Here is a 26,109-nt window from a genome sequence, read left to right as displayed (position 1 = left end):
AGTTGGTGACCGTGAGCGACACTGAGGTGACCTGGCTGACCCAGGAGGCCTACGACCGGCTCAAGGGAGAGCTGGACGAGATGATCGAGAATCGCCCGGTCATTGCTGCGGAGATCAACGCGCGTCGCGAAGAGGGTGACCTCCGCGAGAACGGCGGGTACCACGCGGCCCGCGAGGAGCAGGGCAAGCAGGAGGCCCGCATCCGGCAGTTGCAAGAGCTGTTGAGGGTCGCCAAGGTCGGCGAGGCGCCCACGGTCACGGGCGTCGCGGCACCCGGCATGGTGCTCACCGTGCGTTACGACGGTGACGACGAGACCGAGGAGTTCCTGCTCGCGACCCGCGAGGAGGGCGCGCACGGAGCCCTGGAGGTCTACTCCCCCTCGTCCCCGCTGGGCAAGGCGCTGCTCGGCGCCAAGGAGGGCGAGACGCGCCAGTACGAACTGCCCAACGGCAGCACGATGAAGGTCACACTGATCAAGGCCGTGCCGTACTCCGGCTGACCCCAAGACATCGGGAGGGCGGCCACCACGCGGGGTGGCCGCCCTTCTGCTGTCGCGTGAGTCCTACGTTCCCGTCGCGTGAGTCCTACGTTCCCGTCGCGTGAGTCCTACGTTCGGGACACCCGAGTTCAACGCTCGGAACGCACGTCCCCAGGTCAGACGACGTGCTCGAGCAGCGGGCGCACTCGCGGCGGGACGGGGGTGGAGAGCGCGATCGACGTGGACAGGCGCTGCACGCCCGGCACGTCCACGATCGAGTCGATCACCCGCTGGAGGTCGGCGTTCGACCTGGCCACCACCCGCACGAACAAGTCACCCGGTCCGGTGGTGGCGTGCACCTCGCACACCTCGTTGATCGCGGCCAGGCCTTCCGACACCTCGTGCCGCCGTCCCTGCGCGATCTCCAGCACGGCGAACGCGGTCAGCCCGTAGCCCATCGCGGCCAGGTCGAGCGCCGGCGGGAAACCCGTCAGCACACCGCGCGCCACCAGCCGGTCCAGCCGGGCCTGCACCGTGCCGCGCGCCACGCCCAGCCGTCGCGAGCACTCCAGCACGCCCAGCCTCGGCTCGTCGGTGAGCAGGAGCAGCAGCCGTGCGTCCAGAGCGTCGACGGCCTGGTCAGAGTGTTCAGTTTGCGGGTCCGAAGGCATGAGTCACTGTACAGAACGACCAGCAAAACGGACGACTGTTGCTCACCCTGACCAGCACGCACATCCTGTGAAGCATGACGCAGCAGCTTGACGACGTGAGCTACGACCAGCTCCGCCAACTCGTGGGCCTGGTCGACTACGACGGGACGCGCGACCCGTTCCCCGTCCGCTCGTTGGACGCCGTGGTCTTCGTGGTCGGCAACGCGACCCAGACCGCGTGGTTCTACCAGGTGGCGTTCGGGATGGAGCTCGTCGCGTACTCGGGGCCGGAGACCGGGCAGCGGGACCACAAGTCCTTCGTGCTCAAGTCCGGGTCGGCGCGGTTCGTGATCAACGGGGGCGTGCGGCCGGACAGCCCGCTGCTCGACCACCACCGCAAGCACGGTGACGGCGTGGTGGACCTCGCGCTGGAGGTCGCCGACGTCGACCGTTGCGTCACGCACGCGCGGGCGCAGGGCGCGACCGTCCTCGAAGAGCCGCACGACCTCACCGACGAGCACGGCACCGTCCGCGTGGCCGCCATCGCGACGTACGGCGAGACCCGCCACACGCTCGTCGACCGGTCCCGCTACAACGGCCCCTACCTGCCCGGGTACGAGGTCCGGAAGAGCGCGGTCGTGCGGCCGGAAGGTGCGCCGAAGCGGTTGTTCCAGGCGGTCGACCACTGCGTGGGCAACGTCGAACTGGGCCGGATGGACCACTGGGTCGAGTTCTACAACCGGGTGATGGGCTTCGTGAACATGGCGGAGTTCGTCGGCGACGACATCGCCACCGACTACTCGGCGTTGATGAGCAAGGTCGTCTCCAACGGCAACCACCGGGTTAAGTTCCCGCTGAACGAGCCCGCCGTGGCGAAGAAGAAGTCGCAGATCGACGAGTACCTGGAGTTCTACTCGGGTGCCGGCGTCCAGCACATCGCGCTGGCCACCAACGACATCGTGGCCACGTTGACCGCGATGCGCTCGGCGGGCGTGGAGTTCCTGGAGACGCCCGACTCGTACTACGACGACCCGGAGCTGCGGGCGCGCATCGGCGAGGTGCGGGTGCCGATCGAGGTGCTGAAGGAGCACCGGATCCTGGTCGACCGGGACGAGGACGGCTACCTGCTGCAGATCTTCACCAAGCCGACCGGCGACCGGCCGACGGTGTTCTACGAGCTGATCGAGCGGCACGGGTCGCTCGGGTTCGGCAAGGGCAACTTCAAGGCGTTGTTCGAGGCGATCGAGCGTGAGCAGGACCGTCGGGGCAACCTCTAGCGGTCTGGGGGCGGCGTCCGGCACTGCGCGGGCGTCCGGGAACTGCGCCCGCGTCCGGCACTGCGCGGGCGTCCGGCGCGGGCGTCCGGGAACTGCCGGGGCCGCCTCCGACGTTGTGCCGGCAACGGGCCGGTCCGGGTGTCCGGGCCGGCCCGTTCCTGTGGGAACCCTGACGATGCCTTACCAGGTGCGCCGAGACCGGTACTCTCGGAGTGGGGATATCTCACAGAGCATTCACCTGGAGGGTGGCATGGCGCTCGCGGCACGGGTCACCGCGGTGATCCCGCTCGTCGGGGCGGCGGCCACCGCCGTGGCGTTGACCGGCGCGGCCTTCTTCACCGTGGCCCACGCGGGCTGCGCGGAGACCGGCCGGTTCGTGGAGCGCGACGGCGTGGTCGAGTTCGTCGGCGGGTGCGTGAACGGTGACGACCTGCCCGCCGTGCCCCGGGTGGAGAACGCGCGGTACGACGTCAAACCTTGACTCGTTGGGCGATAGTAGAGCCATGTGTCGCAACATCAGGGTGCTCCACAACTTCGAACCGCCGGCGTCCGAGGACGAGATCCGGGCGGCGGCCGTCCAGTACGTGCGCAAGGTGAGCGGGTCGACCCACCCTGCGTCGGCGAACCAGGAGGCGTTCGACGTCGCCGTCGAGGCGGTCGCCGAGGCCACGCGCGTGCTGCTCGAGTCGCTGGTCACGAAGGCCCCGCCGCGTGACCGTGAAGTCGAGGCCGCCAAGGCGAAGGAACGAGCCGCCGTCCGTTACGGGCGCGGCTGACGCGCCGGTCGACCGTTCGGAACGCCACGAACCCCGCGCTCGGGCCGGCTGAGCGCGGGGTTCGTGGCGTTCGTGGTGTCCTGAGCGTTGAACTCGGGGGTTCCGAACGTAGGACTCACGCGTCGTGAGCGTAGGACTCACGCGTCGTGAACGTAGGACTCACGCGACGTGAACGTAGGACTCTCGGTTAGTCGAGGGCGGCGGTGAGGTCGGCGACGAGGTCGTCGGCCGATTCGATGCCCACCGAGACGCGGACCAGGTCGGCGGGCACCTGCAGGAGTGACCCTGCGGTGCTGGCGTGGGTCATCCGGCCCGGGTGCTCGATCAGCGACTCGACGCCGCCGAGCGACTCGGCCAGGGTGAACAGCTTCGTCCGCGAGCAGACCCGGAGGGCCTCCTCCTCACCACCCTTGACCAGGAACGACACCATGCCGCCGAACCGGCGCATCTGCTTCGCCGCGATCTCGTGACCCGGGTGGTCGGGCAGGCCCGGGTAGTACACGTGGCTCACCTTGGGGTGCCGGAGCAGCGCCTCGGTGACCTTCTCGGCGTTGTCCGAGTGCTTCTCCATGCGCACTTCGAGCGTCTTGATCCCGCGCAACGTCAGCCACGCGTCGAACGGCCCCGGCACCGCGCCCGCGCCGTTCTGCAGGAAGCCGAACTGCGCGTCGAGTTCGTCGTCCGACGTGATCAGGGCACCGCCGACGACGTCCGAGTGCCCGCCCACGTACTTGGTGGTCGAGTGCAACACGACGTCCGCGCCCAGCTCCAACGGGTTCTGGATGTACGGCGAGGCGAACGTGTTGTCGACCACGAACCGCGCGCCCGCCGAGTGCGCGACCTGCGCGAGGAGGGCGATGTCGGCGACGTTCAGCAGCGGGTTGGTCGGCGTCTCGATCCAGATGACCTTGGTGTTCGGCCGCACGGCCGCGCGCACCGCGTCCACGTCGGACAGCGCCACCGGCGTGTGCTCGATGCCCCACTGCGAGAACACCTTGTCGATCAGCCGGAACGTGCCGCCGTACGCGTCGTTCGGGATGATGATGTGGTCGCCGGGGCGGCACATCGCCCGCAGCGCCGTGTCCGTCGCGCCCATGCCGGACGAGAACGCGCGGCCGTGTCGGCCGCCTTCGAGAGCCGCCAGGCACTCCTCCAGCGCAGCCCTCGTGGGGTTGCCGGTGCGGGAGTACTCGAAGCCGTTGCGCAGTCCGCCGACGCCGTCCTGGGCGTAGGTGGACGTCGCGTGGATCGGCACGATGACCGAGCCCGTCGTGGGGTCGGGGTCCTGCCCGGCGTGGATAGCCCTGGTCGCGAAACCGTAGTGGCCGGTGTCCGTCATGGGCCCAGGGTACGGCCGTGGGAACGACGACCGCCCGCCGGCTTGAGGGCCGGCGGGCGGTCGGGGCGAGCGGGTCGATCGGGTGAATCGATCCGGTCAGCAGGTCACCACTGCTGGGGCGGCTGCTGGCCGTAGGGGTTCTGCTGCTGCGGCTGTCCGTACGGGTTGGACGCGGGCGGCTGCCCGTAGGGGTTCGGCTGCGGCTGGCCGTACCCGCCACCGCCGGGGTAGCCGCCGGGGACCGCGGCCTCCGGTGCGTTCACCACGATGGTGCCCATGATCTTGTCGGCCCACGTCTGCTTCTTGAGCTCCCACAGCGGCGCGAACCAGCCGACGTAGCAGGCGATCGAGTCGACGAAGTGGCACAGGTGGCGGACGAAGGCGTTGCCGAAGCCGATCGGCTGCCCCGTCTCCTCCTTGATCAGCTTGACCTTCGCGATCTTCTTGCCCATGGACTGGCCGGTGGTGCCGGCCAGGTACCAGGAGTTGTAGATCATGAAACCCATGATGCCCACCCAGGCGACGAGGCCCAGGATGATCGCGATCGTCGGGTCACCGGTCGCCGAGCCGACGACGGCAAGGATGGCGCCGACGACACCGGGCGCGACGTAGTCGATCAACGCGCCGACCGCGCGGCTGCCCCACTCCGCGTACCCGCCGGCCGGCGGCGGGAAGGCGGCGGGCTGACCGTAGCCGGGCTGCGCGCCCCACGCCTGCTGCTGGGCGGGCTGACCGTACGGGTTGGACGGAGCCTGCTGGCCGTACGGGTTGGCCGGCTGCTGCGGCTGCTGCTGCGCGTACGGGTTCGCCTGCGGCTGACCGTACGGGTTGGACGGTGGCTGCTGGCCGTACGGCTGCTGCCCGTAAGGCTGCTGGCCGTACTGCTGCTGCTGCTGCCCGTACTGCTGCGGGGGCGGCTGCTGGCCGTAACCCGGCTGCGGCGGCTGCTGGGCCGGGAACGCGCCCGAGCCCGGCTGCTGCTGCTGGGGCTGGCCGTAGGGGTTGGACTGCGGCTGCTGGGTCGCGCCCGGCGACACGACCTGCGTGGCGTCCGGGTTCGACGCGGGCTGCTGGCCGGAGGACACGATCTGGGTCGCCTCCGGCGGCGGGAAAGCAGGGGGCTGGCCGCCGCTCGGCACGACCTGGGTCGCGTCGGCGTTCGGGGGCTGGGCACCCTGCCCCTGCTCCTGCTGGTGTTGACCGCCGAACTGCTGGTTCTCTGGCGGCTGCGGAGCGTTCATCGGAGTTTCCAACCCCCTTGGCACGGGCCGTAGGCGTATGAGTCGGTGGCCCACGCTAGCGGATGCCGCAGGTCTGTCGAGCGGCAACCGGGCAACCCGTCCCGTTCAGCGACCAGCGAGGAAACCCAGGATGTCCTGCCGGGTGACGACGCCGGCGGGCTTGCCGTCGTCCAGCACCAACGCACCGTCCGCTGAGGACAGTGCCTGCATCGCGGAGGTGATCGACTCGCCCGCGCCGATGGTCGGGAGCTTCAACGACATGTGCCGGTCGAGCCGGTCGGTCAGCTGCGCCTTGCCGGTGAACAACGCGTCGAGCAGGTCCCGCTCGTTGACCGCGCCGGCGACCTCGGCGGCCATCACCGGCGGCTCGGCGTTGACGACGGGCATCTGCGACACGCCGTACTCGCGCATGATCGCGACCGCCTCGGCGACCGTCTCGTTGGGATGGCCGTGGACGAGGTCCGGCATGGTGCCGTCCTTGCGCCGCAACACGTCCCCGACCGTCGCGCCGGACGTGTCGGGCGACAGGAAGCCGTACTGCGCCATCCACTTGTCGTTGAACACGCTGGACAGGTAGCCGCGCCCGCCGTCGGGGAGCAGCACCACGATCACGTCGTCCGGGCCGGCCTTCTCCGCCACCCGCAGCGCCGCCGCGACGGCCATGCCGCACGAGCCGCCGACGAGGAGGCCTTCCTCGCGGGCCAGCCGCCGGGTGATCTCGAACGAGTCGGCGTCGGACACGGCCACGATCTCGTCGCACACCGTGCGGTCGTAGGCGTCCGGCCAGAAGTCCTCGCCGACGCCCTCCACCAGGTACGGCCGGCCGCTGCCGCCGGAGTACACCGAGCCCTCCGGGTCCGCGCCGACGACCTTCACGCGGCCCTCGGACACCTCCTTGAGGTACCTGCCGGTGCCGGAGATGGTGCCGCCGGTGCCGACGCCCGCGACGAAGTGCGTGATCCGGCCGGCGGTCTGCCGCCACACCTCGGGTCCGGTGCCGTGGTAGTGGCTGGCCGGGTTCTCCGGGTTGGCGTACTGGTTGGGCTTCCACGCGCCGGGGATCTCGGCGACCAGGCGGTCGGACACGTTGTAGTACGAGTCGGGGTGCTCCGGCGCGACCGCGGTCGGGCACACCACGACCTCGGCGCCGTACGCCTTGAGCACGTTGCGCTTGTCCACGCTGACCTTGTCGGGGCAGACGAAGACGCACTTGTAGCCCTTGCGCTGGGCCACGAGCGCCAGGCCGACGCCGGTGTTGCCGGACGTGGGCTCGACGATCGTGCCGCCGGGCTTGAGCTCGCCGCTGCGCTCGGCCGCCTCCACCATGCGCAGCGCGATGCGGTCCTTCACGCTGCCACCGGGGTTGAGGTACTCGACCTTGGCCAGGATGAGCGGCTGGAGCCCTTCGGCCACCGCGTTCAGCTTCACCAGCGGCGTGTTACCGACCAGGTCTACGACGCTCTCGACGTACTCCACGACGGACCTTCCACTTCTTGAGATGACTCGCTGAGCGTATATGGGTGCCGCGGCGATCTGCCCGGTGGACGATGGGGACTTCGGGAAGGGGTCTCGATGCGGGGGTTCCGGTTTCTGGCGGTGGCGGCGGGGGTGCTGGGCGGGCTGACCGGCGCGGCGTACGGGCTGTTCACCAGGCAGTCACGGCGTGCGCGGGTGGTGATCGGGGTGCTGGACGCGCCGCCGCCGCGTGCCGACGGGGTGTACGGGGCGGGCAGCGGCACGCCGGTGCGGTTCGCCGTACTCGGCGACTCGATGGCCGCGGGCCTCGGGGTGGACGACCCGGCCGACCTGCCGGGCGTGGTGCTGGCGACCGGGTTGGCCGAGGAGGTCGGGGCGCCGGTGCGGCTGGAGACGCACGCGATCTCGGGTTCGACGACGCGTGACCTGTCGGTGCAGGTGGACCGGGCCTTGGCGGACCCGCCGGACGTGGCGCTGGTGATCATCGGTGCGAACGACGTGACCGCGCGGCTGTCGGTGCCGGTGTCGGCGGCGTTGCTGGGCGCGCAGGTGCGGCGGCTGCGCGCGGCGGGGGTCGGGGTGGTGGTCGGCACGTGTCCGGACCTCGGCACGGTGCGGCCGATCGGCGAGCCGCTGCGGTCGGTGGCGCGCACGTGGTCACGGGGGTTGGCGCGGGCCCAGCGGGTCGAGGTCGAGTGGGCCGGCGGGGTGGCGGTGCCGCTGGGCGACCTGCTGGCGGCCGAGTTCCACGCGCGGCGGGTGGACTACTTCAGCCGTGACCAGTTCCACCCGAGCGCGGCCGGGTACGAGGCGGCGACGTCGGTTCTGCTGGCTCCGCTGTGCGGCGTCCTTCGTCACGAGTGGTGGCCGCGCTGAACGGGCGTTAACTAGGCTGCACGACACCCATTGCGGCGAAACGAAGGAGTTCCGTAATGCCTGAGGCCGTGATCGTCTCCACCGCCAGGTCGCCCATCGGGCGCGCGGGCAAGGGTTCGCTGAAGGACGTGCGCGCCGACGACCTGACCGTCCAGGTCCTCCACGCCGCGCTGGCGAAGGTGCCGCAGCTCGACCCCGCCGACATCGACGACCTGATGCTCGGCTGCGGTCTGCCCGGCGGCGAGCAGGGCTTCAACCTGGGCCGCGTGGTGTCCGTGCTGGCCGGGTTCGACCGGTTGCCCGCCACCACGGTCACCCGGTACTGCGCGTCCAGCGTGCAGACGACCCGCATGGCGCTGCACGCGATCAAGGCGGGCGAGGGCGACGTGTTCATCAGCGCCGGCGTGGAGACGGTGTCCCGGTTCGCGCGCGGGTCGTCCGACTCGTGGCCGGACACGCACAACCCGCTGTTCGCCGACGCCGAGGCGCGGTCGGCCGCGGTGGCCCAGTCGGGCGCGTCCGAGTGGGTGGACCCGCGGGAGAACGGGCAGCTGCCGAACATCTACATCTCGATGGGGCAGACGGCCGAGAACCTGGCGCTGGCGAAGGGCGTGTCGCGCGAGGAGATGGACCAGTTCGGGGTGCGGTCGCAGAACCTCGCCGAGAAGGCCATCGCCAACGGGTTCTGGGCGCGCGAGATCACGCCCGTCACGCTGCCGGACGGCACGGTCGTGTCGACCGACGACGGTCCGCGGCCGGGCGTGACGATCGAGGGCGTGTCGGGGCTGAAGCCGGTGTTCCGGCCGGACGGTCGCGTGACGGCGGGCAACTGCTGCCCGTTGAACGACGGCGCGGCGGCGTTGGTGGTCATGAGCGACGTGAAGGCGCGTGAGCTGGGGATCACCCCGCTGGCGCGGATCGTGTCGACGGGCGTGTCCGGGTTGTCGCCGGAGATCATGGGGCTCGGTCCGGTCGAGGCGTCGCGGCGGGCGTTGGCGCTGGCCGGCCTGTCGGCGTCGGACATCGACCTGGTGGAGATCAACGAGGCGTTCGCGGCGCAGGTCATCCCGTCGTACCGGGAGCTCGGCTTCGACCTCGACCGGGTCAACGTCAACGGCGGTGCGATCGCCGTGGGGCACCCGTTCGGGATGACCGGTGCCCGGATCACCACGACGCTGATCAACGGGCTCCAGTTCCACGACAAGCAGTTCGGGCTGGAGACGATGTGCGTCGGCGGCGGCCAGGGCATGGCGATGGTGGTCGAGCGACTGAGCTGAACCGCGTCACGGTTACCGTTACCGCGCGTCCTACTCAGGAGTAGGGAGGTCGGGGTGACGATGCCGTACGTGTGGTGGCACAGCGGGTACGACCGGCTGTGCCACGCGTTCTCCGTGGAGCAGGGCTCGGAGGTGTACTTCGAGGCGGCGTGCGCCCACTCGGTGCCGCCGGAGCTCGTGGTCCGGGCGCCGGGTGGTGCGCTGTGCGTGCCGTGCCTGGTCGAGGTGGGTTCGGCCATGGAGGACGACCCCGGCTGGCGCGACTGACCCATGACCGACCCGCGACCGACCCGCGCCCCCGAGCCGTTCTGAGCGTTGAACTCGGGGGTCCTGAACGTAGGACTCACGGGTCGTGAACGTAGGACTCACGAGGTCTGAACGTAGGACTCACGGGAAGGGGAAGGGCGCCCCGGCGGAGCCGGGGCGCCCTTCGCGGGTCACGCTGGTGGTGCTGGGTGGTGCTAGTCGTTCTGGAAGTAGGACAGCAGGCGCAGGATCTCCAGGTACAGCCAGACGAGCGTGGTCATCAGGCCGAACGCGGCCAGCCAGGCGTACTTGGCCGGCAGCCCGCCGCGGATCATCTCGTTGGCGGCCTCGAAGTCCAGCAGGAAGCTGAACGCCGCGATGCCGATGACGACCAGGCTGAAGACGATCGCCAGGGTGCCGCCGTCACGCAGACCCATGTTCACGCCGAACATGCCCATGACCAGGTTGCCGAGCATGAGCACGACCGCGCCCACGGTGGCGCCGATGATCCACTTGGTCAGGCGCGGGGTGACGCGGATCGCGCCCGTCTTGTAGACCACGAGCATCGCACCGAACACGCCGAACGTGCCGAGGATCGCCTGCCACGCGATGCCGGGGAACATGCTCTCGAAGACGCCGGTGATGGCGCCCAGGAACACGCCCTCGGCCGCCGAGTAGGCGAGCACCATCGGCGCGCTGGCCAGGTTCTTGAAGATGATGATCAGGGCGAGCACCAAGCCGATGATCATGCCCGGCAGCATCAGCGCGAACGGCGCGACCTGGCCGGACAGCACCAGCCACGCCGAGACGAAGCCGGTGAGCAGTGCCACGCCGAGCGTGGTCGCGGTCTTGGTGACCACGTCGTCGATCGTGATGGGGCGCTCGCCAGTGGTCGGCGGAGCACTCTGGTAGCCGCCGTACTGCTGCGACTCGTAGGGCTGGCCGAAGCCTGCGTAGTTACCGCTACCGCCGCTGGTCGGCAGGTTGCGGAACGCGGGGTTGCTGGTGGTACGCACCTCGTCCTCCTGTGGCGTGCTGACGCCGTCACGGGTTCAACGACCACACGAGTCGATCGGTTCCCGTCGGGTAAAAGCGACTTTACTCGGGCTGTCGATCTCGGATCCACCACCCGCGCTGCGGAGCGTAGTCGGCGCTCCACCCCGGTGGGGGCTTGTCGACATGATCCCGTAGCCGTAAGGCTCAGCGCGGCAGCTCTCCACAGACGCGCCGAGGGGTAGTGGAAGATCATGGGTTGGAAGCGACTCGCCGCCGCGGTGCTCGCGGCGGGCGTGACCCTGTTGGCGGTACCGGGTGCGGCCGGCGCGCAGGTGAAGGAAGGCCTCGGGCACGAGGTACCGGCCCAGGGCTACCACGGCAAGCCCCCGGGCGGTGATTGGCTCGGCTCCTACGAGTGGCGCGGCCAGCGCGTGTGGTGCGTGCAGTACTCCCTGCTCGCGCCGGACAGCAGCCAGGAGTACCAGGACGGCGACGAACTGCTGTCCAAGGGCGGTGTGCCGCTGTCCGACGAGGTCGCGGCGAACATCTCCTACCTGCTGCTGCGCTACGCGGGCACCCAGTCGGCGGACGAGGCCGCCGCGCTGGCGCACCTGCTGCACTCGTGGACGGCCTACCCCGACCCGGCGAACAACGTCTACCTCGACCCGACCAAGGGCTTCCAGGAGATCGCCTACGACGAGGCGTTCCACTACGACCAGCTGGCGAACTTCGGCCAGGCGCAGCAGGCCGTGAACCGGCTGCGCGACGACGCGAAGGCCAACCGCGGTCCGTGGGCGGCCAAGGTGAGCGCGCCCGCTGAGGAGCAGATCATCGGCACGCCGGACACGTGGGTGGTGGACATCACCAAACCCGACGGCGCGCAGGTCGCCGGCGTCCCCGTCACGGTGGAGCTGACCGACGCGGAGCTGGAGGGCGGCACGCCGGCGGGCGACCTGACCACGCCGACCGACGGCACGGCGCTCGCGGTGAAGGTGGTGCCGACCGGGCCGAACCCGTCGTTCTCGGTGAAGCTGGACAGCCCGGCGGACCGGCCGAAGGTGCAGGTCCCCCAGAACAACACGGCCATGCAGCGGATCGTCACCACGGGTGGCGAGAAGAAGCTGGCCGCGAACGCGGCGACGACGGCGAAGACGGCTCCCGGCGCGGTCAAGGTCGCCAAGACCGACGAGGAGACCGGCAAGGCGATCGCGGGCGTGGCGCTGCGGGTGACGGCGGCCGACGGCTCGTCGCCCGCGAAGCGGCAGGACGACACGGCGTTGACCGGCCCCGAGGGTCAGCCGATCGTGCTCCAGACCGCCGCCGACGGCACCGCGGTCGTGCCCGACCTCCGCACGCCGCAGGAGATCTGCGTGGTCGAGGTCGCGCCGGCGAAGGGCTACGAGGAGTTCTTCGACCCGAACGCCCCGCCCAAGGCGTGCGGGAACGTCGAGCCGGGCCAGACGCTGGCGCTGGCGTTGACCAACAAACCGGACAAACCCATCGTGCCCATCACGATCCCGGCGGGCGCGGAAGGCGCCGGTGTCGTGGCGAAGGCGTCGTTCACCACCGAGACGCCGACCGGCGCCCTGGTCGGGTTCGGCGGCGTGGTGCTGCTCGGCGCGGCCCTGGTCGGCCTGCTTGCCCGGCGACGGGCGACCGCACGCCGGTGAAGGCTCTGCTGACGGGCGTGGCGGTGGCGGCGCTGCTCGCCTCCGCCGCGCTCGTCGTCACCCGGTCGCCGGACGTCGTCCTGGCGGGCCTGGCCACGCCCGGTGACGCCGTGGTGCCGCACCCGTTGGGCGACAGCGCGCTGTCGGGGCGGGGCGTGGACCTCGCCGGGATGCCGGTCGGCGCGAACCCGCCGGGAACACCCGTGACGACCACGCCCGCTCCCCCGCCGCCTCCGGTCGCGCCGCCGCAGCAGCAGCCGGGGACGGTGCGGCTGCCCGCGGGCGGGTTGGCCACGCTGGTGCGCGAGGAGGTCACCGCCGACGGCGTGCTGCCGGTGCCGGAGGGCGTCGGCGAGGCGACGTGGTGGGGCGTGGACCTCGGCGCGTCCGAGGGCGCGACGGTGCTGGCCGGGCACGTGAACTGGAAGGGCATGACCGGGCCGTTCGACGAGCTGTGGCGGGCGGCGGTCGGGCAGCACGTGACCGTGGTCGACACGGCGGGCAAGTCGTTCCGGTTCCAGGTCGGCCAGGTGGAGGCGGTCCGCAAGGACGCCCTGCCCGCGCGTGCGGTCGAGTTGTTCGGACCGCGTGGCGGGCACCGGCTGGTGCTGGTGACGTGCGGCGGTCGGTGGGTCGGCGGCGACACCGGTTACGAGGAGAACCAGGTCGTGATCGCCACCCCCGTCCCCTGACCGACCTCGACCTCGACCTCGGCCGGTCGTGACGAACAGGCAACCTCCCGCTACCTCCCGTCGTCATTGTTGGTGTGAAGCGATGGGGGCGGCTCAGCACTGGTGTGGCGCTGGCACTCACCTTGGTGGTGCTGGCGGTGCTGGGCGCGCGGGAATCGGAACCCGGCAACGACGTGGGCGAGCCGGCCGCGCCGCTGCCGATGGCACCGCGCCCGACCGGCGGCAACGCGGGCACGACCAGCCCCGACGCGGGCACGACCGCCCCGTTGACCGTGCCGCCGTCCACGTCGCCGCCGTCGTGGATGCGGCGGATGCTGCCGGGTGAGAAGCCGCCCCAGTTCGTGCTGTTCTCGTTCGACGGCGCGGCGTCCAAGCCGCACTGGGACCGGATCATGCCGCTGGCAAGGCAGTCGAACGCGCACGTCACCGGGTTGTTGTCGGGCGTGTACCTGGTCGCGGACGAGGACGCCGCGTCGTACACCGGGCCGGGGCACGACCGGGGCCGGTCGTCCATCGGGTTCGGCGGCAGCCGCGCGGACGTCGACCTGCGGATCGGGTACCTGAACGCGGCCATCGACGCCGGGCACGAGATCGGCACCCACTACAACGGGCACTTCTGCGTCGGCGACGAGCCGAACGTCGGCACCTGGAAGACCGACCAGTGGAACTCCGAGATCGACCAGTTCTTCGCGATCGTGGAGAAGGCACGGCAGCAGGGGTTCAAGCTGGACCCGGCGGCCGTGCGCGGCGGGCGGACGCCGTGCCTGGAGGGTGACTGGCCGCAGGCGTTCCCGGCGATGCGCGCGCACGGCCTGGCCTACGACACCAGCCACGTGAGCCTCGGCGTGGTGTGGCCGTTCGCGCGGGACGGGATGTGGGAGTTCCCCATGCCGGAGGTGCGCGTGCCCGCGCTGGGCAAGCAGGTCGTGATGATGGACTTCAACCTCTGGTACGCGCTCAACGGCGCCAAGGAGGAGCCGGAGAAGGCCGCCGACTACACCCGGATCGTGCTGGACACGTACCGGTCGGTGTACCAGGCGACGTTCAACCGCAACCGCGCCCCGATCGTGATCGGCAACCACTTCAACGAGTGGGCCGGCGGCGCGTTCAGCAACGCGGTGGAGGGGTTCCTGGGCGAGGTGTGCGTGCGGCCGGAGACGGCGTGCGCCACCTACACGGAGGTCATCCAGTGGATGCAGTTGCAGGACCCGGTGGTGCTGGAGCAGTTGAGGCGCATGCCCGCCGCCCGGAACTGACCCGTCTGGCGCGGTGCTGGGCGAAGCTCTACGGTGAGATTCCCGCCGCCCCACGGAACGCACCGGCATCCGAGGAGTAGCGCATGACCACCGATACCCGAACGGTCGAACACCGGACCTCCGAACTCCAGGCCGTCGCAGTCCACGCCGTCGAACCTCGGCGCGCCGAGGTCCAGCGCGTCGAGTCGCCGAAGCGCACCTGGGTCGCGCCCGACTTCCGGGACGTCGACACCCCGATGGAAGTCACCGCCTACGCCGCTCGCGGCTGACGCCGGCCGTTCCGCCGCGCCGTTCGGCACGCGGTGTCGAAGGGCGCGGCGCCTGCGAACCCGAGAGGTGCCCCCGTGGTGCTCGACCCCGACGATTTCACCGCGCACCTGCGCGCCCTGTCGTCCCGCTACTGGGACCGCCACCCGTTCCACGTCCGGCTGCACGAGGGCCGGTTGTCCAAGCACGAGCTCCAGCTGTGGGCGGCGAACCGCTGGTACTACCAGCGCGCGATCCCGCGCAAGGACGCGGCGATCCTGGCCAACTGCCCGGACGTCGAGGTCCGCCGGGTGTGGCGGGAGCGGATCGTGTGGCACGACGGCAGCGGGCCGGGTGACGGCGGCGCCGAGAACTGGCTCCGACTGGCCGAGGCCCTCGGGCTGACCCGGGAGGAGGTGCTGGACGAGCGGCACGTGCTGCCGGGCACGCGGTTCGCCGTGGACGCCTACGTGACGTTCGCCCGCACGCGTCCATGGGTGGAGGCGGTGGCGTCCGGTCTCACCGAGATGTTCTCGCGCGGCCTGATGGCGCGCCGGCTCGTCGACATGCGCGAGCACTACCCGTGGATCGCCGAGGAGGGTTTCGCCTACTTCACCGCCAGGCTCGGGGTGGTCGCCGACGAAGGAGCGTCCACTTTGGACATCGTGGTGCGCCACTGCCGCACGCTCGACCAGCAGGAGGCGGCAATCGCCGCGCTGGCGTTCAAGTGCGACGTGCTGCGCGCGCTGCTGGACGCCGTGGACTACTACTCGTGACCCCGCTCAGCGCGGCGCCGCGTCTGCGCCGAGGGGTGAAGACCGCTTACGACGAGACCCGGGCCTGCCACGTGGTGCTGTTCCCGGAGGGCGTGCTGGTGCTCAACGAGACCGCGGCGGCGGTGGTCGGGCTGTGCGACGGGCGGACGTCCGTCGAGGGCATCGCGCGCCGGTTGGCCGAGGAGTTCGACGGGGTGCGGGCGGCCGACGTGGCCGAGCTGGTCGACCGGTTGGTGGCGCGCCGGGTGGTGGCCGTCGATGGGTGAGGTACCCGGGGCGGACGCGCCGTTCGGCCTGCTCGCCGAGCTGACCCACCGGTGCCCGCTGCGGTGCGGGTACTGCTCGAACCCCGTGGAGCTTGCCGGCCGCGCGGACGAGCTGGACACGGCGGGGTGGCGGTCGGTGTTCGACCAGGCCCGCGCGATGGGGGTGTGGCAGCTCCACCTGTCCGGCGGGGAACCGCTGGCACGCCGGGACTTCGCCGAGCTGGTCGGCCACGCGGCCGGGCTCGGCTGCTACGTGAACCTGGTGACCAGCGGCCTGGGGCTGACCGCGGACCGGCTGGCGGGCGTCGACCACGTGCAGCTGTCGGTGCAGGACGCCGAGGCGGCGGGCGCGGACCTGATCGCCGGGGTCCGGGCGCACGGGCACAAGCTCAAGGCCGCCGAGGTGGTCCGGGACGCCGGGCTGCCGCTGACCGTGAACGTGGTGCTGCACCGGCTGAACCTCGACAACGTCGGCGCGATCATCGCGCTGGCGGAACGCATGGGCGCGGACCGGTTGGAGCTGGCCAACACCCAGTACTACGGGTGGGCCTTGCGCAACCGCGCCGCGTTGCTGCCGACGCGGGAGCAGGTGGCGCGGGCGGGTGAGGTGGTGGCCGCGGCGCGGGCGCGTTCGGCGATGGAGATCGTCTACGTGGTCGCCGACTACCACGAGGCGCACCCGAAGCCGTGCATGCACGGGTGGGGCGCGCGGCAGCTGACCGTGGCGCCGAACGGCGATGTGCTGCCGTGCCCAGCGGCGGGGGTGATCGAGGGGTTGGGCGTGGAGAACGTCAAGGACCGCGCCCTGTCCGACATCTGGCACTCGTCGGCCGCTTTCACCGCGTTCCGCGGCTTCGACTGGATGCAGGAGCCGTGCCGTTCGTGCGTGCGGCGCGAGGTGGACTTCGGCGGGTGCCGGTGCCAGGCGTTCCAGCTGACCGGGGACGCCTCGGCGACCGACCCGGTGTGCTCCCTGTCGCCGCACCGGGGCTTGGTCGACCTGGTCCTGGCCGGTGGGACGGCTCCGGTGGAGCACCGGGCGGTGGTCCGGTGAAGGTCGTGGTGCTCGGGACGGCGGCCGGCGGGGGTGTGCCGCAGTGGAACTGCGCGTGCGGGCCGTGCTCGGCGGTGCGTTCCGGTGAGCTGCCCGCGCGCACGCAGGACGCGTTGGCCGTGAGCGCCGACGGTGTGGGGTGGTGGCTGGTGAACGCCTCGCCCGACATCGGCGCGCAGCTGGCGTCCACGCCTTCGCTCGCGCCCGGCCCCGGTCCGCGGGACACGCCCGTGCGCGGCGTGCTGTTCACCGACGCCGAGCTCGACCACACGCTGGGCTTGGCCGTGCTGCGCGGGGCGGTCGGGTTGCGGGTACACGGGCCGGCGGCCGTGCTGCGCGCTCTCGCTCCCACGCGGGACGTGCTGGCGACGTACGGCGAGTGGTCGTGGCGGGAGGTGGAGCCGGAGCGGGTGCTGACGCTGGACGGGCTGGAGGTCACCGCGTTCCCGATCAGCGGCAAGCGCCCCAGGTACGCGACCGACGCGGCCGACGCGACCGACGGCGCCGATGCGACCGATGGCCCGTGGGTGGTGGCGTACCGGTTCACCGACCCGGCCACCGGCGGGGTGCTGCTGTACGCGCCGTGCCTCGCGTCCTGGCCGCCCGGGTTCGACGCGCTGGTCGCGGAGGCCGACGTGGTCCTGCTCGACGGCACCTTCCACGCGCCGTCCGAGATGAGCACGGCCACCGGGACGGGCACGGGCGGACAGTCCGCGATGGGCCACCTCCCCATCACCCACAGCCTCCCCCACCTGCGCGAACACCCCTCGACCAGGCTCATCTACACCCACCTGAACAACACCAACCCCGCGCTGGACCCAGGCTCACCCGAGCACGCCGAGATCACCGCGGCGGGCGCCGAGCTGGTCACCGACGGCACCTTGATCGAGATCTGAACCCGGCCCGCGCGGTTTGGGGGGTTAAACCCACCGATTTGCCGGTGGCCTGCCGGAAGAATCGGGGCCATGACGGACCACGACCTCGTACGCGACGCCCGCGCCCGACTGACGCAGGCCGCGCTGGGGCTGGCGCGGGCGCCGCTGTGCGTGGCAGGGCTCCCGCTGATCCCGCTCCAGCTCTACGCCTACCCGCTGATCCTGGTGACCGTCGGCGTGCCGCTGCTGCTGCTGTTCACCGCGCTGGCCCGCCACTACACCGGGTTCTTCCGCCGGTGGGCCTCCGGCGTGCTGGAGGTGCCGATCAACGCGCCCTACCGGCTGCCGGAGAACCGGGGCCCGATGACCAGGGTCCGCACCATCGCCACCGACCCGGCGACGTGGCGCGACCTGGCGTTCCTGCCCGTCAACGCGGTCGTCGGGGTCTTCTGCGGCATCCTGCCGGTGGCGTTCTGGATCAACGGCCTGCTGGGGTTCGTGGTGCCGCTGATCTGGATCGACAGCGGCAGGTCCGTCGAGTACGTCCTGCTGCGGCACGACACCCCCGGCAACTTCGTGCTCGCGCCCCTGTTCGGCATCGGCTTCCTGGTGCTGGCGTGGTGGGCCACGCCCCGCGCCGCCCGGCTGCACGCCTCGATCGCGAGGTGGCTGCTCGCGCCGAGCGCCAAGGCCACGCTGACCAACCGCGTGCGCGTGCTGGCCGACTCACGGGCCGACACGGTGGACGCGCAGGCGGCCGAGCTGCGCCGGATCGAACGGGACCTGCACGACGGCGCGCAGGCCCGCCTGGTCGCGCTGGGCATGAGCCTGGGCATGGCCGAGGAGCTGCTGGCCCGTGACCCGCGGGCCGCGCAGGAGCTGCTGGCCGAGGCGCGCCAGTCGTCCACCCAGGCGCTGGCGGAGCTGCGGGACCTGGTCCGCGGCATCCACCCGCCGGTGCTGGCGGACCGCGGGCTGGACGGCGCGCTGCGCGCGTTGGCGCTGGCCCACCCGCTGCCGGTGGAGGCGGACATCGAGCTGACCGGGCGGCCGGAGGCGCCGGTCGAGTCGGCCGCGTACTTCGCGGTGGCCGAGACGCTGACCAACGTGGCCAAGCACAGCGGCGCGACCAGCGCGTGGATCCGCGTGCGGTACGAGGACGGCAAGCTCTCGCTGATGATCGGCGACGACGGGCGCGGGGGCGCGGAGGCGTCGGAGAACGGCGGATTGCGCGGGATCGAGCGCCGGCTGGCCGCGTTCGACGGCACACTCGGGGTCGCGAGCCCGGTGGGCGGGCCGACCATCGTGACCATGGAGCTGCCGTGCGCGTTGTCCTCGGTGAAGACCTCGTCCTCCTCCGGGACGGCCTGATCCGGCTCCTGCAGGCGTACGACTTCGACGTGGTGGAGGCGGTCGACTCCGGTCCCGCCCTGCTCAAGGCCCTGGTCGACCACCGCCCCGACGTGGCGGTGGTCGACGTGCGCCTGCCGCCGACGTTCACCGACGAGGGCCTGCGCGCCGCCATCGAGGCCCGCAAGCGGGTGCCGGGACTGCCGGTCCTGGTCCTCTCCCAGTACGTCGAGCAGCTTTACGCGCGGGAACTGCTGTCCGATCGCGGCGGCGCGGTCGGCTACCTGCTCAAGGACCGGGTGTCGGACGTCCGGCAGTTCGTCGACGCCATTCGGCGGGTCGCGGCGGGCGGTACCGCGATGGACCCCGAGGTCATCACCCAGCTGCTCGCCCGCGGCGCGCGGGACCAGCCGCTGGCGACGTTGACCCCCCGTGAACGGGAAGTGCTCTCGCTGATGGCCGAGGGCCGTTCCAACGGCGCGATCGCCGGCCGGCTGTTCGTCACCGAGAAAGCCGTCGGCAAACACATCGCGAACATCTTCGGCAAGTTGGACCTGCCGATGTCGGAGGACGACAACCGCCGGGTGCTCGCCGTGCTGGCCTATTTGGACGGGGTGTAAATCGTTTCTTAGGCTAAGTACCATCTTTCCTTTGACGACGATCCGGGGGTGCGCATGGGCACGACGGCGGAGTTGGCCGACGAACTGCTCGACCTGATGTTCACGCAGATGCCGCTGGCCGCCACGGTCTACGGCGTGCCCGGGTACGACCACCTGCTCACCGACCACCGGGCCGAGACCGACGAGGCGACCCGGGCGCAGGCCCTGGACATCGCGGAACGGGCGCGCACGCTGCCCGCGGACGACGACCCGGTGACCCGTGCGGTGATCGTCCAGCAGGCGCGGGCGGTGGTGGACCTGATCGACGCGCGCGGCGTCGAGTACACGATCACCGACTCGTTCTTCGCGCCGGCGGGCGAGCTGCTGACCGTCATGCCGATGACGGCGCTGTCCGGGCCCGAGTCCGAGCGGGCGTACCTCGACCGGCTCGCCGCCGTGCCCGACTTCCTGCGCCGGGTCGCCGACCGCCAGCTCGCCGGTGCGGCGGCGGGCCGCACGCCCGTGCAGCACCTGGTGGACGCGGCGGTGGCTCACGTCGACCGCTACCTGGTCGCCGACGACGACCCGTTCGCCCGACCGGCGGGCAGCGACGAGTTCACCGCCGAGCGCGAACGGCTGCTGGCCGACGTGGTGCGGCCCGCGTTCGCCGCCTACCGCGACGTGATCGCGGGCATCGGGGGCCGGTCCACCGACGAGGTCGGCCTTGGCCGGCTGCCCGGCGGCGAGGCGATGTACGCGGCGCTGGTCCGGGTCCAGACGACGACCGACCGCACGCCCGCCGAGCTGCACCAGACGGGCCTCGACGTGATGGCGGGCGTGACGCGCGAGCTGGCCGAGCTGGGCGAACGCGTCTTCGGCACGTCCGACGTGGCGGCGGTGCTGGAACGGATGCGCACCGACCCGGCGTTGCGCTGGACGACCGAGGACGAGCTGATCGACGCCGCCCGTGAGGCGGTGACCAGGGCGGAGGAGGCCGCGCCGCGCTGGTTCGGCCGGGTGCCGGAGCAGCGCTGCCGGGTGGAGCCGGTGCCCGCCGCCGACGCGCCGGGCGCGCCGACCGCGTACTACGCGCCGCCGTCGGCGGACGGGCTGCGGCCGGGCACGTACTACGCGAACACCCACCGGGTCGAGGAGCGGTTCCGGTACCAGGCCGAGGCGATCGCGTTCCACGAGGCCGTGCCGGGGCACCACTTCCAGATCACGCTGGCCCAGCAGCTGACCGACCTGCCGATGCTGCGCCGGGTCGCGAACGTGACCGCGTACCTGGAGGGCTGGGGCCTCTACACCGAGCGGCTGGCCGACGAGATGGGCCTCTACTCGGACGACGTGGCGCGGCTCGGGATGCTGGCGATGGACTCGCTGCGCGCCGGCCGGCTGGTCGTGGACACCGGTCTGCACGCCCACGGCTGGAGCCGGGCGCAGGGCGTGGAGTACCTGAGCCGGCACACGCCGATGGCGCTGGTCGAGATCGAGAACGAGGTGGACCGGTACATCGCCGCGCCCGGTCAGGCGCTGGCGTACATGGTCGGCCGGCTCGAGATCCTGCGGATCCGGGCGGCGGCCGAGGAGGCGCTGGGCGACCGCTTCGACATCCGGGCGTTCCACGACCTCGTGCTCGGCGGCGGCCCGCTGCCGCTGGCCGTGCTGGACGAGGTCGTCTCGGAGTGGGCCGCCTCGGGTGGGACCACCTCGGGAGAAGCCGCCTCGGGTGAAGCCGCCGCGGAACGGGTGCGCGCCGACCACCCCTGATCCGCGCGCGAGTCGTCCGCGGTCGGACACCGCGAAGTCGTCGGTTCGGGATGCCGGTGCACGGCGTCCCGAACCGCTTCGCAGGTCCGATCGGGTGACTCGGGTGACTGACGATCGCGCTTGCGCGTTCGTGTTCACCCGGCAGATGGGTGAAGCCAATGCGGCACCGAGCGTGCCCCCGACGGGATTCGAACCCGTACTGTGACTCTTTTAAGGAGCCTGCCTCTACCGGTTGGGCTACGGGGGCAGCGGGGAGCCTAAGCGGTTACCGAGCGTTCGTGGGGCAGGTTCGGAAGAAGTCCCCCGCACGGCTCAATGCAATCCGCTATTGCGCTCATTCGGGTAATGGGCCCAAGGCGCTCAGGCCGAGTACGACCTCGTGATAAGCATCACAGTCGAGTGCTTGTTCGACGAGCTCATCCCGCAATGCTGCGGTGAAGCCGATACCAAGACCCATTGCCGTAGCAACCAGATAAGCCGTTTGGGATAGATGTCCTACGTCCATTTGCACAACACGGTATGCACGTGAGGTGTCGTAACGCCATCTAGTCCGTTCGAGCACCCCGGTGTACGCGAGGACCAACGGCGCCTGCCCGACCCAGTCCTGGTCACCGGCCGCCGCGGCCATCTCGGCCGGTCCCCAGCGCACCCCGACGGGCTCCAGCGCGTGCGCGAGCCCGTCGTAGTGGTACCAGCCCGGCTCCAGCCCCGGCACGTCCCGCGCGTGCGCGTACAGCTCGACCGGGTGCCGCCCGCCACCGGACGGGCTGGTCTTGAACACCGTGCCGGACCGCCCGATCCGGGACCGCGCGGGCGACGGACCGGCCAGCACGGCCAGCAGCTCGCCGACCCGGTCGAGCGGCACGCCGGACGTGCCGAACTCGCGCGTGGTGCGCCGTTCCAGCAGGACGTCGAACAGGCCGGACCCCGCCCACCCGGGCTGCTCCGGCAACGGCGGCAGCGGCACGGCGGCACCGCCGAGGCTGCGGAACGGCGGGGGCGGCGGCGACGTCGCGAGCTTCGCGTCCAGCACCGCGTCGTGCTCGTCGGAACCCTGGTACGGAGCGTCGGCGAGGGTGCGGCTGGCGAAGTGGAAGTGCCGGGCGGACACGCCCCACGAGCGCCAGCCGTCCAGCAGCCGGCGTTCCTCCTCGTGCTGGGGCGAGCCCTCGACGATCAGCACACCGGCGTCGACCAACTCGTCCAGCACCTTGCGCAGGGCAGCACGGTCCTCCTCGCCGAGCGGCCTGAGCAGCGCGTCGACGTCGGTGAACTCGGTGAACTTGCGGCAGAGCAGTTCCGCGGTCTCGCTGATGGCGAACTGCCGGTGGTGGAGGTAGTCGTCCCACACCACGGCGCCGTCCTGGTAGAACAGCGTCGCGTGCTCAGCGACCTTTGCCCGCACCCAGCAGCTCCTTGAAGCGCGCCGCCACCCATTCGTGCACTGCCACCGACACCCGCGCGTCCCCCGCCCGGTGCTCGAACCACCGCCAGTCGCAGTTGACGTTGACCTCCAGGAACACGTGGTCGCCGCCCGAGACCAGCAGGTCGAACGCCGCCACCTGGAGCCGCCAGTGCCTGGCCAGGGCGAGCAGCCGGTCGGTCAGCCCGGACGGCACGTCGACCGGCGTGACGCGGACCGCCTCCGGGTCCACCCACAGCTGCGCCGGGTCCAGCTTGTCCACCTGGAACGCCAGGCACCGCTCGCCGACGACGAACACGCGCAGCTCGGTGTCCGACGGCACGTACTCCTGCACGATCACCGGCGCGGACTCGGGCACGTCACCGGACCGGCTGGTCTCCAGCGGACGCGGGAAGAGGCCGTGCTGCATGCCTGGGCGCGGTTCCAGCAGGTGCCGGCCGGAGGTCTTGACGATGCACTGCCCGCCGCCCGGCCTGGTGCGGCCGGGTCGGGTGGTGACGGTGGTGCGCGGCACGCGCAGGCCGAACGCGGAGGCGTCGGCGAGCTGCGTCAGCCGGTTCAGGTGGGAGGTGTTGCGGCTCGGGTTGACGTGCGCCCAGTCACCCCGGCTGGACAGCCAGTCGGCGACGGCGCCCCACTGGTCGACGGCGTAGGCGCCGGCCAGCGTGCCCGGTTCGAGGGGTACGGCGGAGAGCTCGAAGTGCCGGCGCCACACCAGCAGCGGGCGCAGCAGCCAGCGGTCGAGTTCCAGCAGCGGCTGGTCGGTGTAGACGGTGAGCGGCAGGTCGACGGAGCGGTCGGCGTCGATGCGGGCCATCCGGATGCCGCGTTCGGCGAGCGCGATGGAGAGCTCGTTCATCTCCATGTCGGCTGCGCGGGCGAGCACCAGCACGCAGGGCACGGGACTGCCGTCACCCTCGTCGACCATCCCGAGGCGGTGCACCTGTTCCTGGAAGTCCAGGCACTTCGGCTGCGACCGGAACAGGTAATCCTGACCTTGGAGCAGCAGCGGGGTCGGTTTCGCGGGTCTTGCTGCCTCGGGTGGGGGAACGAGCTCGTTCCCCCACCCGGAGACGGTCATGACTCAGTCGTCTTTCTTGCTGCAAAAACGCTTTTCGGCGGTGGCGTACTCCGCGGAGTACTCCGCCAGTGTACGATCCTCGATCTCACCGCGGCGAAGCTGTGCGGCCAGCTCCTCGAGAGACATCGCGGTCACCTCTCTCCCCACTGATGCATCACACATTCAGGCGATACACCAGCTGTATTCTCGGGTTCACGTTACGCAATGTCAAGGTGACCGGCGTGTCGTTAGGCCGTCTGGGGGCTCAAGTGAGATCGCTGGTCCGGACGGCCGTCCGCCCACCGTACCGAACGGAGCAGCAGGTGGGCGGCCGTTCGCGTCAGCTCTTGGTGGCGCGGTCGAACTCGGCCTTCGGCTCGTGGATCTGGCCGAGCGCGACGACCTCGCGGCCGGAGAACAGCGCCTGCGTCCAGTCGACGAAGACCCGGAACTTGCGGTTGAACGTGGGCATGAACATCACGTGGTAGCTGCGGTGCATCAGCCACGCGATGACGCCCTTGAAGCGCAGGCCGAACACGTCCGCCACGCCCTTGTAGAGGCCGAGGCCGGCGACCGAGCCCAGGTACTTGTGGAAGTAGTCCTTGGTCGGCTTGCCGCGCAGGGTGGCGAGGATGTTCTTCGTCAGCAGCTTCGACTGGCGGATGGCGTGCTGCGCGTTGGGCACGCACGTCGCCGTCGGGTCCTGCTCGGTCTGCGACAGGTCCGGCACGGCCGAGCAGTCGCCCGCCGCCCACACGCCCGGCAGCCCGACGACCTGCATGGCCGCCGTGCACCGCACCCGGCCGCGCTCGTCCAGCGGCAGGTCGGTGTTGCGCAGCATGGGGTTGGCCTTCATGCCCGCGGTCCAGATGATGGTGTCCGAGTCGAACTCGGTGCCGTCGTCGAGGACGACGTGGCCACCCTCCATGCTCTTGACGCGCGTGTCGAGGTAGCACTTGATGCCGCGCTTCTCCAGCTGCTCGACGGTCCACGCGCCGAGCCGGGCGCTCACCTCGGGCATGATCCGGCCGGTGGCCTCGACCAGGACCCAGTGCATGTCCTCCTGCTTGAGGCCCTCGTAGTAGCGCAGCGCGTAGCGGGCCATGTCCTCCAGCTCCGCCAGCGTCTCGATCCCGGCGAAGCCGCCGCCGATGACCACGAAGCTCAGCAGGCGCTTGCGCAGCTCCGGGTCGTTCGTGCTGGCGGCCTGGTCGAGCCGCGACAGCACGTGGTTGCGAAGGTAGATGGCCTCACCGATGGTCTTCATGCCGATGCCGACCTCGGCCAGGCCCGGGATGGGGAGGGTGCGCGAGATGGCACCCAGGGCCGAGACGAGCACGTCGTACTCGAACTCCTCGACGTGGCCGTCGGCGAGCTCGACCGTGACGGCCTTGCGCTCGTGCTCGATGCGGGTGGCACGGCCGGTGACCACGTGGCAGCGCTTGAGGACCTTCCGGAGCGGCACCACGACGTGGCGGGGCTCGATGGAGCCGGCCGCCGCCTCGGGGAGGAACGGCTGGTAGGTCATGTGCGGCTGGGGGTCGATCACCGTGACGGACGCCTCGCCGGAACGCAGCTTCTTCTGCAATCCCAGCGCGGTGTACATGCCGACGTACCCACCGCCGACAATCACGATCCGTGTGGGTTGCGACTTCACAGCAGCCATACACATATGGTCGCACCGGAGGGGGGTTTCCCGCGCATCTACGGGGCCTGTTGTGACCACGGTCGCCGGGTGATGACGGACACGCTGCCGCTGACCAGCAGATCATGGAGAACGTGCTGAGAGGAACGATACAGACGTTCAGCTGGGGCTGAGGTCGGGCAGGTCGTTTCTCAGCCTTTCCGGCGCATCAGGAGGACCGCTCCGAGGACCAGCCCGACCGCGCACGCGAGGCCGACGACCTCCACCGCGGCGTCCGTTCGGCCGCCCGGCAACAGGATGACGACCGCGGCCACGGCCAGCACGGAGAGTTGAACGAGGGCGAACCTCTTCGCGGGTGCCTTTAGTGCTTCCAGGTGAACGCGTGATCCGATCGGGACCACGGCCGCGTAGGCGGCCAGGACGTGCACCAGGTGCAGGAGCACGACCAGCGCGAACACGCCCGCCCAGGACCGGTCGTCGCCGACGAACGCCATCGCCGCCGCCGGGTAGCCGATGATCAGCGCGACCGCGGCGGACGCCGGGATCGCCATCGCGGCGGCCACCAGGAGCCCGTACATGGCGAGCGCGGGCCACTCGACCCCGTGGACCGCCAGCACCCAGGCCACGGCCCCCGAGGCGACCCCGATGGCCGCCCGCAACACCCACCCGCCCACCCCGCCCCTCACCAGTGAGTCCTACGTTCGCGTCCCGCGAGTCCTACGTTCGGAACCCCCGAGTTCAACGCTCGGAACGCGCGAGCCACCCGCTGAGGTGCCGCCGCGAGCGTCACGGGC

The 26,109-nt window shown here is 71.2% G+C and carries 28 protein-coding genes and 1 tRNA gene; 18 read left to right on the top strand and 11 right to left on the bottom strand.

What is annotated here, in order from left to right:
- Positions 1–5: 5 nt before the first annotated feature.
- Positions 6–500, top strand: a complete 495-nt coding sequence (gene greA, locus OQ02_RS26560) for a transcription elongation factor GreA (RefSeq protein WP_033441285.1) — start codon at positions 6–8, stop codon at positions 498–500.
- 155 nt (positions 501–655) lie between these two features.
- Here the strand turns inward: greA and OQ02_RS26555 are convergent, their stop codons facing one another.
- On the bottom strand, positions 656–1,150 hold the full coding sequence (locus tag OQ02_RS26555; protein WP_051772821.1) for an Lrp/AsnC family transcriptional regulator: 495 nt from the start codon (positions 1,148–1,150) through the stop codon (positions 656–658).
- 74 nt (positions 1,151–1,224) lie between these two features.
- On the opposite strand from OQ02_RS26555, the gene hppD reads away from it, so the two are divergent.
- From hppD to OQ02_RS26540, 3 genes are all read left to right on the top strand, one after another.
- Positions 1,225–2,406 carry a 4-hydroxyphenylpyruvate dioxygenase gene (hppD, locus tag OQ02_RS26550; protein WP_033441284.1) on the top strand — a complete coding sequence of 394 codons (1,182 nt, stop codon included), beginning with the start codon at positions 1,225–1,227 and terminating at the stop codon, positions 2,404–2,406.
- Positions 2,407–2,656: 250 nt separating this feature from the next.
- Entirely contained in the window at positions 2,657–2,887 is a 231-nt protein-coding gene (locus OQ02_RS26545) for a hypothetical protein (RefSeq protein WP_033441338.1), read from the top strand.
- Positions 2,888–2,909: 22 nt separating this feature from the next.
- On the top strand, positions 2,910–3,182 hold the full coding sequence (locus tag OQ02_RS26540; protein ID WP_033441283.1) for a DUF2277 domain-containing protein: 273 nt from the start codon (positions 2,910–2,912) through the stop codon (positions 3,180–3,182).
- A 187-nt stretch (positions 3,183–3,369) separates the two neighbouring features.
- On the opposite strand, the gene OQ02_RS26535 is transcribed toward OQ02_RS26540, so the two are convergent.
- The 3 genes from OQ02_RS26535 to OQ02_RS26525 all read right to left on the bottom strand — a co-directional run bounded on the left by OQ02_RS26535 (position 3,370) and on the right by OQ02_RS26525 (position 7,238).
- Entirely contained in the window at positions 3,370–4,521 is a 1,152-nt protein-coding gene (locus tag OQ02_RS26535; RefSeq protein ID WP_033441282.1) for a cystathionine gamma-synthase, read from the bottom strand.
- A gap of 104 nt (positions 4,522–4,625) precedes the next feature.
- Positions 4,626–5,762 (bottom strand): RDD family protein, encoded by a 1,137-nt coding sequence (locus tag OQ02_RS26530; RefSeq protein WP_051772820.1) that lies wholly within the window; start codon positions 5,760–5,762, stop codon positions 4,626–4,628.
- A gap of 105 nt (positions 5,763–5,867) precedes the next feature.
- Complete coding sequence (locus OQ02_RS26525) at positions 5,868–7,238, bottom strand: cystathionine beta-synthase (RefSeq protein ID WP_033441281.1); 1,371 nt, start codon at positions 7,236–7,238, stop codon at positions 5,868–5,870.
- A 96-nt stretch (positions 7,239–7,334) separates the two neighbouring features.
- On the opposite strand from OQ02_RS26525, the gene OQ02_RS26520 reads away from it, so the two are divergent.
- Genes OQ02_RS26520 through OQ02_RS26510 form a run of 3 tightly spaced genes read left to right on the top strand, consistent with a single transcriptional unit; the run spans position 7,335 to position 9,658 of the window.
- Positions 7,335–8,114, top strand: coding sequence for an SGNH/GDSL hydrolase family protein (locus tag OQ02_RS26520; protein ID WP_033441280.1), 780 nt, complete (start codon positions 7,335–7,337; stop codon positions 8,112–8,114).
- A 56-nt stretch (positions 8,115–8,170) separates the two neighbouring features.
- Positions 8,171–9,391 carry an acetyl-CoA C-acetyltransferase gene (locus tag OQ02_RS26515; RefSeq protein ID WP_033441279.1) on the top strand — a complete coding sequence of 407 codons (1,221 nt, stop codon included), beginning with the start codon at positions 8,171–8,173 and terminating at the stop codon, positions 9,389–9,391.
- 54 nt (positions 9,392–9,445) lie between these two features.
- Complete coding sequence (locus tag OQ02_RS26510) at positions 9,446–9,658, top strand: hypothetical protein (protein WP_033441278.1); 213 nt, start codon at positions 9,446–9,448, stop codon at positions 9,656–9,658.
- Between the two features lie 194 nt (positions 9,659–9,852).
- Here OQ02_RS26510 and OQ02_RS26505 read toward each other — a convergent pair whose 3' ends face one another.
- The gene (locus OQ02_RS26505) at positions 9,853–10,653 is read right to left on the bottom strand and encodes a Bax inhibitor-1/YccA family protein (protein ID WP_033441277.1); all 801 of its coding nucleotides are present in this window, start codon (positions 10,651–10,653) and stop codon (positions 9,853–9,855) included.
- Between the two features lie 231 nt (positions 10,654–10,884).
- On the opposite strand from OQ02_RS26505, the gene OQ02_RS26500 reads away from it, so the two are divergent.
- The 11 genes from OQ02_RS26500 to OQ02_RS26450 all read left to right on the top strand — a co-directional run bounded on the left by OQ02_RS26500 (position 10,885) and on the right by OQ02_RS26450 (position 21,187).
- A complete protein-coding gene (locus OQ02_RS26500; protein ID WP_033441276.1) occupies positions 10,885–12,303 on the top strand; it encodes a hypothetical protein in 1,419 nt (472 codons plus the stop codon).
- Positions 12,300–12,995: a class F sortase gene (locus OQ02_RS26495; protein ID WP_033441275.1), complete on the top strand. Its 696-nt coding sequence runs from the start codon at positions 12,300–12,302 to the stop codon at positions 12,993–12,995. The genes OQ02_RS26500 and OQ02_RS26495 overlap by 4 nt, the downstream gene beginning before the upstream one ends.
- Before the next feature lie 104 nt (positions 12,996–13,099).
- Positions 13,100–14,251: a polysaccharide deacetylase gene (locus OQ02_RS26490; RefSeq protein WP_231500231.1), complete on the top strand. Its 1,152-nt coding sequence runs from the start codon at positions 13,100–13,102 to the stop codon at positions 14,249–14,251.
- Positions 14,252–14,334: 83 nt separating this feature from the next.
- Positions 14,335–14,520, top strand: coding sequence for a pyrroloquinoline quinone precursor peptide PqqA (gene pqqA / locus OQ02_RS26485; protein ID WP_033441273.1), 186 nt, complete (start codon positions 14,335–14,337; stop codon positions 14,518–14,520).
- A 75-nt stretch (positions 14,521–14,595) separates the two neighbouring features.
- Positions 14,596–15,273, top strand: coding sequence for a pyrroloquinoline-quinone synthase PqqC (pqqC, locus tag OQ02_RS26480; RefSeq protein ID WP_033441272.1), 678 nt, complete (start codon positions 14,596–14,598; stop codon positions 15,271–15,273).
- Positions 15,270–15,539 (top strand): pyrroloquinoline quinone biosynthesis peptide chaperone PqqD, encoded by a 270-nt coding sequence (gene pqqD / locus OQ02_RS26475; RefSeq protein ID WP_033441271.1) that lies wholly within the window; start codon positions 15,270–15,272, stop codon positions 15,537–15,539. The genes pqqC and pqqD overlap by 4 nt, the downstream gene beginning before the upstream one ends.
- Positions 15,532–16,593, top strand: coding sequence for a pyrroloquinoline quinone biosynthesis protein PqqE (pqqE, locus tag OQ02_RS26470; protein WP_033441270.1), 1,062 nt, complete (start codon positions 15,532–15,534; stop codon positions 16,591–16,593). Before pqqD ends, pqqE begins: the two co-directional genes overlap by 8 nt.
- Positions 16,590–17,489, top strand: a complete 900-nt coding sequence (gene pqqB, locus OQ02_RS26465; RefSeq protein WP_033441269.1) for a pyrroloquinoline quinone biosynthesis protein PqqB — start codon at positions 16,590–16,592, stop codon at positions 17,487–17,489. The genes pqqE and pqqB overlap by 4 nt, the downstream gene beginning before the upstream one ends.
- A gap of 69 nt (positions 17,490–17,558) precedes the next feature.
- Entirely contained in the window at positions 17,559–18,839 is a 1,281-nt protein-coding gene (locus tag OQ02_RS26460; protein WP_033441268.1) for a sensor histidine kinase, read from the top strand.
- On the top strand, positions 18,791–19,438 hold the full coding sequence (locus OQ02_RS26455; protein WP_033441267.1) for a LuxR C-terminal-related transcriptional regulator: 648 nt from the start codon (positions 18,791–18,793) through the stop codon (positions 19,436–19,438). Before OQ02_RS26460 ends, OQ02_RS26455 begins: the two co-directional genes overlap by 49 nt.
- 54 nt (positions 19,439–19,492) lie before the next feature.
- The gene (locus OQ02_RS26450; RefSeq protein ID WP_081915961.1) at positions 19,493–21,187 is read left to right on the top strand and encodes a DUF885 domain-containing protein; all 1,695 of its coding nucleotides are present in this window, start codon (positions 19,493–19,495) and stop codon (positions 21,185–21,187) included.
- Between the two features lie 173 nt (positions 21,188–21,360).
- Here the strand turns inward: OQ02_RS26450 and OQ02_RS26445 are convergent.
- The 6 genes from OQ02_RS26445 to OQ02_RS26425 all read right to left on the bottom strand — a co-directional run bounded on the left by OQ02_RS26445 (position 21,361) and on the right by OQ02_RS26425 (position 26,001).
- A tRNA-Leu gene (locus OQ02_RS26445) sits at positions 21,361–21,434 on the bottom strand.
- An 87-nt stretch (positions 21,435–21,521) separates the two neighbouring features.
- Positions 21,522–22,592 carry a SagB family peptide dehydrogenase gene (locus OQ02_RS26440; RefSeq protein ID WP_033441266.1) on the bottom strand — a complete coding sequence of 357 codons (1,071 nt, stop codon included), beginning with the start codon at positions 22,590–22,592 and terminating at the stop codon, positions 21,522–21,524.
- Entirely contained in the window at positions 22,573–23,691 is a 1,119-nt protein-coding gene (locus OQ02_RS26435) for an ATP-grasp domain-containing protein (protein WP_033441265.1), read from the bottom strand. The genes OQ02_RS26440 and OQ02_RS26435 overlap by 20 nt, the downstream gene beginning before the upstream one ends.
- Positions 23,692–23,694: 3 nt before the next feature.
- The gene (locus OQ02_RS46765) at positions 23,695–23,817 is read right to left on the bottom strand and encodes a hypothetical protein (protein WP_269321641.1); all 123 of its coding nucleotides are present in this window, start codon (positions 23,815–23,817) and stop codon (positions 23,695–23,697) included.
- A gap of 193 nt (positions 23,818–24,010) precedes the next feature.
- Positions 24,011–25,336, bottom strand: coding sequence for an NAD(P)/FAD-dependent oxidoreductase (locus OQ02_RS26430; protein ID WP_033441264.1), 1,326 nt, complete (start codon positions 25,334–25,336; stop codon positions 24,011–24,013).
- Positions 25,337–25,506: 170 nt separating this feature from the next.
- Positions 25,507–26,001, bottom strand: coding sequence for a hypothetical protein (locus tag OQ02_RS26425; protein WP_156077325.1), 495 nt, complete (start codon positions 25,999–26,001; stop codon positions 25,507–25,509).
- Between the last annotated feature and the right edge of the window lie 108 nt (positions 26,002–26,109).

Origin of the sequence: Saccharothrix sp. NRRL B-16314, from assembly GCF_000716595.1 — a bacterium.
In the GTDB taxonomy this organism is placed as follows: Bacteria; Actinomycetota; Actinomycetes; order Mycobacteriales; family Pseudonocardiaceae; genus Actinosynnema.
This window is presented reverse-complemented; position numbering and strand designations above follow the sequence as displayed.